The organism is Phenylobacterium sp. (assembly GCF_035309685.1).
Taxonomy (GTDB): Bacteria; Pseudomonadota; Alphaproteobacteria; order Caulobacterales; family Caulobacteraceae; genus Phenylobacterium.
Window position 1 is genome coordinate 1 of record NZ_DATGEX010000005.1, and the last position, 6102, is coordinate 6102.

Below are 6102 nucleotides of genomic sequence, written 5' to 3' on the forward strand. Positions count from 1 at the left end.
GCCACCAGGCCGGAGGCCAGGACCCGGGATTGGCGGTCCTCCCGGGCGTAGGTGAATTGGTCGTCGAGATAGGCTTTCGGCGTCGCGTGACCGCCGAGGGAACGCATGAAGAGCCAGCCCATGGCGGCATCCTCCTGATCAAGGGGTGAGACGGGGAAAGGGCGCGGCCCTCAGGCGGCGACCGACGCTGCGACCTCGGCGGGCTGACTGAAGGCCATCAGGTAGTCGACCGCCCGTTGGGCGTGGCCAGACGCCTCCAGCAGGGCCGAAGGTCTGTGCTTCAGGATCTTCGACCAGTGGGCGAGATAGGCCGCGTGGCTGTCGAGCAGCTGTGGCGCCAAGCCGATCCGCAGGCCCAGCGCCGCGGCGCCGATCTCCGCCACCAACTCCTCGAACGCATACGCCTCGTCGCCGAACCGGCGCCCGAACTCGCGCGCCAGCCGGTGCGACGCGCCCGACCAGTGCAGCTGCTCGTGGGCCTTGGTCGCCAGGAAGTCGTCGACGGTGTCGAAGGCGTCGGGTCGGGGCAGGCGGATCAGGTCCCGCGCAGGGACGTAGCAGGCCTGGCCGCCCCCGAACTCGATCCGCGCCGGGATGGCGTCGAGCACGGCGTTGCGCGCCGCGCTGCGGGCCGCGGGATCGGGCTTGGCCACCTCGATGTAGCGGGCGGGGCAGTCGGTCAGCTGCTCGGCGTTAAAGACCGTGTAGGTCTTCAGGTAACGCAGCACCTTGGGGTCGGCGCTCTCATCGCCGCCCGGAGCCTCGGCCTCGGCCGCGTCGCCAACGACCCGGGTCTTGTAGAGGATCGCCGGGGATCCCTTCTCGCCCTTGGCCACGGGCGCATTGATCGCCAAGGCCTGGCGGAAGGTGAACCAGTAGGGCGAGCGATAGCCGCGCACGGCGCCGGCGAACGACAGGAGCCAGGCGTTGCTGCCGCTGAATGGCTCGCCGTCGGCCCGCAACGGCAGGGTCGGATCGCCACTGGCCTTCCAGGCCTGGCGCCACGGCGGCACGCCGGCTTCGATGCGGGCGATGATATCGGTGATCAGGTCATCCAGGACATTGGACATGGGAGCCTCGGCGCTTCGCCCCAGGCCAATCCCGGAGCGCTCGCCCGCTCCGTCCCTTCCTCTCATCCTCCCCGGCGAAGCCGGTCCCACGCAGAAACGCCGCCGACCCCAGCGGGCCGACGGCGCTCCCAATCTCAGGCCGCGAGACCCGCCAGGACACGGCGCACCAGGGGATCGGCCGTCAGCGGCTTCAGTGGCCTGGGCTGATGCGCGGCCCGGTCATGCCCTCCGCAGTAGGGCCCGTCCCCGGCCGGGCGTCCGCAGAAGGTGAAGCTGTCGGACTTCGGGTCACCGATCGGCCACCGGCAGCAGTGGGCGCCGACATGCTCGAGACGGGAGACGAGACCCGGGCCTTCGGGCGCCTCGACGATGGCGACGACAGGCCTGGCCAGCCGCGGCGACGGCGACCGGGCGACCCGGATCGGTGACGGGCGTGGAGGCCGGGGGGTTGCGGGCCTGCGGACGACGCCGCCGGCGGCGCGGCCGCTGAGGCCCAGCCGATGCACCTTGCCGATGACGGCGTTGCGGGTCACGCCGCCCAGGGCCTTGGCGACCTGCGAGGCGCTGAGACCGTCGCGCCAAAGCGATGTCAGGGTCTCGACGCGCGTGGGCGTCCAGCCGGTGTCGGACATGGGATTACCTCCTGCAGCGCTCCCATCGAGCGCACCCGCTCGCGCCCTTCCTCCTGCCTTTGGCCCACGCGGCTACACGACAGGAGCCGTCGACCTCGCGGCCGACGGCTCCGTTGGTCAGGACCTGGGATCAAGCCGCCGCCGGCAAGATCGACTGCGCCGGCCACTTCTGCAGGATCGCCGTCAGCACCTGCGGCTGATCGGTCGGCACGAAGACCCGCGGCGTGTAGGCGATGATCTCGACAAAGCAGCCCATTGCCGTGAACGCCGACCGCTGCGCCGCCGCGCCGACGATCTCCAGGCGTTGGCGGTCCATCACCTTGGCCCGGCGCAGCCACAGCCCGCCGGCGAGCGCGACCGACGCGCCATCGGTCAGCACCAAGCGGGTGGCGACCTCGCCGTCCCCGACCGCGCTGGCGGTGTCGGTCAGGCCCAGGGCGATCTTCAGGGGCGTGACCTGGGCGGGATCGAGCACCCGGCCCAGCCACCGACGCCCATCCGGGGCCTTGAGCCGGCGGACGGAGGTGCGCTTGTCGGGCAGGCTCCCCCAGATCGGCAGAAGCAGCCCCGTGACCAGCACGAGCTCGCGGCTGATCCACGGATCGGCCTGGGCGATCTCGGCGTCCCAGGCCGCGCGCCAGACGGCCTCCTCGCAAGGCTCCCACGCCGATTCCTCGAAGCCCTTGAGCGACGCGATGCTGCGCTTTTCCGGGCGGATCAGACGCACGGCCGGGATCAGCCGGTCGTCGTCGTTGGTCGTGGTCAGGCCCTGGACGACGAGAGCTGCGCGGCCCGACTTGCTGTTCACGGCGAACACCGTCGCCTCCGGATCGATCCCCGCGAGGGCGTCCTCGGCGCCGGTGAGGCTGCGGCGGGTCCGCACCTGGAAGGCCAGGAGCTTGGTCTCCGCGCCGGTGACCGCGTCGGTGCGGATCACTTCCTCACCCTTCACCACTAGGTCGTCGGCCTCGATGTCCTCCATGCCGCGGTCCAGCGCACCGGCGGCGGCGGCCCGCTCCAGGATGCTGGAGAGGATCTCGTCGAAGGCCGCGAACAGGCTGTTCTGGTCGGCGATCCTCAACGCCAGCAGACGGTTGAGGAAGGTGTTCATCGGCGGCAGATCGTCGGACTTCTTCAGTTCGCCGTCATGGTCGAGCAGGCGAAGCCCGGTCTTGGCCTCGAAGGTCTCGCGGTCCATCGCCTCGACGTTCCCGAAATGCAGGGCGATGTAGAAGGCCTGGAGCGCCCGGTGCGCCCAGGGGCTTTCCAGGTTGTCCTCGGCGCGGAACAGGCCGTTGCCGGCCGTGCGCCGCTCGCCCCGGGTCAGCGCGCCCAGGCTGTCCAGACGCCGCGCGATGGTCGAGGTGAAGCGCTTCTCGCCGTGGATGTCCGTGGTGACGGGTCGAAACAGCGGCGCGACGGCCTGGTTGGTCCGGTGCGACCGGCCCAGGCCCTGGATGGCCGCGTCAGCCCGCCAGCCCGGCTCCACCAGATAGTGGACCCGGCGCTGCTGGTTCTGGGCGCTCAGGTCCGCATGGTAGCTGCGGCCCGTGCCGCCGGCGTCAGAGAACACCAGCACCCGCTTCTTGCCGGCCATGAAGGCGTCAGTCTCGGCCTTGGCGGCCGAGGCGCTACGCCGCTCGACGATGCGGCGCCCGTCGCGCTGGATCACGCGGCGGCTTCGGCCGGTGATCTCCGCCACCAGCTCGGTCCCGAGCGCGGCCAGCACCGCGTCCAGCACGCCCGGCACGGCGGGAAGGCAGGCGAGTTCGGTGACCAGCTCCTCGCGCAGCCGCAGGGCCTCCTGACTGACCACGGGGGCGCCATCGACCATGACCGGGACCATGGTGACGTTGCCGTCTTCGTCTTCGACGGCGTCCATCGCCATGATCGGGAAGGCCCCCATCAGGTAGTCGAGCACCTGGTCCTTGGGCGTCAGGTCGACGGCGAGGTTGTTCCACTCCTCGGCGGGAATCTCGGCCAGGCGGCGTTCCATCACCGCCTCGTTGGTCGAGACGACCTGCACCACGGCCGATCGGCCTTCGCCGAGGTCCTGCCGAATCGAGGCCACGAGGGAAGGGGACTTCAGGCCGGCAAGGAGATTGCCGAAGAACCGTAGCTTCGCCCCCTCGAACGCCGACATGATGGCGGAGGCGGCCTGGCCCGACTTTGGCTTGCCGTCCTCGCTGATGCCGACCGCCTCCAGGGCGGCGCGAAGGTTCTGGTGGATCAGCTGGTAGGCGTCGGCCCAGGCGTCCCAGATCGCGATGTCGTCGTCCGTGAGCGGATGACGCAGCGCGTCGTATTCCACGCCGTCGAACGACAGCGACCGGGCGATGTAGAGGCCCATGGCCTTCAGCTCGCGCGCGATCAGCTCCATCACCGCCACGCCGCCGGTCTCCACGGCGTCCATGAAGGCCTCACGGGTGGGGAAGGGGGCTTCGGGCCCGCCCCACAGGCCGAGCCGGGCGGCGTAGGCCAGGTTCTCCGGCGTGGTGGCGCCCGTGGCCGAGACGTAGAGGATCCGGGCGTTGGGCAAGCGGTTTTGCAGGGCGAGGCCCGCCATGCCCTGCTGCGACGCCTTCTTCGGGCCTCGGCCCCCCTTGCCGCCGCCGGCGGCGTTGGCCATGGCGTGGGCTTCGTCGAAGACGATCACCCCGTCGAAGTCGGCGCCCAGCCAAGTGACGATCTGGTCCAGCCGCGAGGCGCGATCCCCGCGGGCGGGTTGCCGCAGGGTGGCGTAGGTCGAGTAGAGGATGCCCCGGTCCAACCGGATGGCGTCGGCCTGCTTCCACGAGGACTGCGGGGTGATGTCGGAGGCGGCGCCGCCGATGGCGCCCCAGTCACGGCGGGCGTCCTCCAGCAGGGCGTCGTTCTTCGACAGCCAGACCGCCCGATGGCGGCCCTGGGCCAGGTTGTCGGCGATGACGCCGGCGATCTCCCGGCCCTTGCCGCAGCCGGTGCCGTCACCGAGGAAGAAGCCCTTGCGGAACGACACGGCGCCCGGGTGGTCGTCCTTGACCAGCACCACCTGGTGCGGCGCCGCGCCGGCGATCCATGATCCCGGCAGGATCTGGGCGTGTGCCTCGCCGGCATAGATCACCGTCTCCATCTGAGCGTCGGAGACCAGGCCCTCGCCGGCGATCTTCTGCGGCAGCTGCGGCCGGTAGGTCGGCGCCGGTGGCGCGACCGAGGCCATGGGTCCGGATTCCACGAGCGGGGAGGGGTGGGGCTGCACCTGCGGGAAGGCGATGCGGCCGAGCGCATAGGCCTGGTAGAGGCCGACGTCATGGCCCTCGCCCGACCAGGGCTTGGTCTCATAGACGACCGGCGCCGTGGTGCTCAGGAAGGCCAGGCGGTTGGAGGGCGTGGCCAGCGCCCGGGCCCGCGGGGCAAGGATCGCCACTTCGGACAGGACGCGGAACTGGCGGGGCTGGGCCGTCGGGCGGGCCTCGACGCCCGCCGCCGCCCGAGCCGCGTCGGCCAGAGTTTCAGCCGCGATCACCGTTTCCATCGCCGCGTCGCCGGCGCCGCGATCGATCACCAGCAGGCCAGTTTCGACCGAGGTCCCGTGCTTGGCGTAGGCGCGAGTCGGGAAGGCCAGGCGCAAGACAACGCGGCCCCGCTCGGCCAGGCGACGCTGGGCGGGCGCCTCCTCGAACAGCCGGGCCGGAACGACGGCCGACAGCCGGCCGCCGTCGGCCAGACAGTCGAGGGCGGCGTGCAGGTGCGCCTCCAGCTCCTGGAAGGGCGGATTGGCGACCACGGCGTGGAAGCCGCCCGAGCCGGGGAGAATATCGCGCAGGTGCTGCGCATCGTGGGCGGAGCGGGCGGCGGCCGGGAACAGCCCGTCGAGCAGACCCGCGCGGCCCGCGGCGATCTCGTTGAGGGTCAGGCTCCCGCCGCAAGCCTCGGCGAGGACCGCCAGGAGGCCGGTGCCGGCCGAAGGTTCAAGCACCTGGTCGCCCGGCCGGACCTGGGCGGCCAGCACGGCGAGGGCCCCCAGTTGCGGCGGGGTGGAGAACTGATCGAGCGCCACCTGCTCCTCGCTGCGGCGCGTGTGGGTCAGACCCAGGTCGGCGAGGTTGGCCAGCAGCGCCGCGATCTCCGCCGGCGCGTCCTCTAGCCGGCCGATCTGCGGGCCGAGGCGGCGGATCTGCAGCACCAGGGCCGCCTCGACGGCGTCATAGGCGTCGCGCCAGATCCACGCCCCCTCGGCGTCTGATCCCCCGAAGGTGGTGGTCATCACGCTGGCGACGAGACGCCGGTCCAGGGCGCGCGAGCGATTGAGCTGAGGGGACAGGGACCGGGCGGCGGCCAGGATGTTGGCGGCCTTGTGGGTGGCGTCATCGCCGCCGGCGGCGACGGCGAAGAGGGGCAGCATGGCGTTCATGGCGGGT

General features: G+C 71.6%; 3 protein-coding genes. All 3 read right to left on the reverse strand.

Annotated features, from left to right (window positions below):
• Positions 1–170: 170 nt before the first annotated feature.
• Positions 171–1070 carry an ArdC family protein gene (locus VKQ35_RS01170; RefSeq protein ID WP_324358155.1) on the reverse strand — a complete coding sequence of 300 codons (900 nt, stop codon included), beginning with the start codon at positions 1068–1070 and terminating at the stop codon, positions 171–173.
• A gap of 134 nt (positions 1071–1204) precedes the next feature.
• On the reverse strand, positions 1205–1702 hold the full coding sequence (locus VKQ35_RS01175; RefSeq protein ID WP_324358157.1) for a GcrA family cell cycle regulator: 498 nt from the start codon (positions 1700–1702) through the stop codon (positions 1205–1207).
• A 130-nt stretch (positions 1703–1832) separates the two neighbouring features.
• Positions 1833–6095, reverse strand: a complete 4263-nt coding sequence (locus VKQ35_RS01180) for a strawberry notch family protein (RefSeq protein WP_324358159.1) — start codon at positions 6093–6095, stop codon at positions 1833–1835.
• Positions 6096–6102: the final 7 nt, after the last annotated feature.

Coding starts and splice junctions, on each gene's coding strand:
- VKQ35_RS01170 (WP_324358155.1), bottom strand. CDS start 1,070: ATGTCCAATGTCCTGGATGACCTGATCACCGATATCATCGCCCGCATC.
- VKQ35_RS01175 (WP_324358157.1), bottom strand. CDS start 1,702: ATGTCCGACACCGGCTGGACGCCCACGCGCGTCGAGACCCTGACATCG.
- VKQ35_RS01180 (WP_324358159.1), bottom strand. CDS start 6,095: ATGAACGCCATGCTGCCCCTCTTCGCCGTCGCCGCCGGCGGCGATGAC.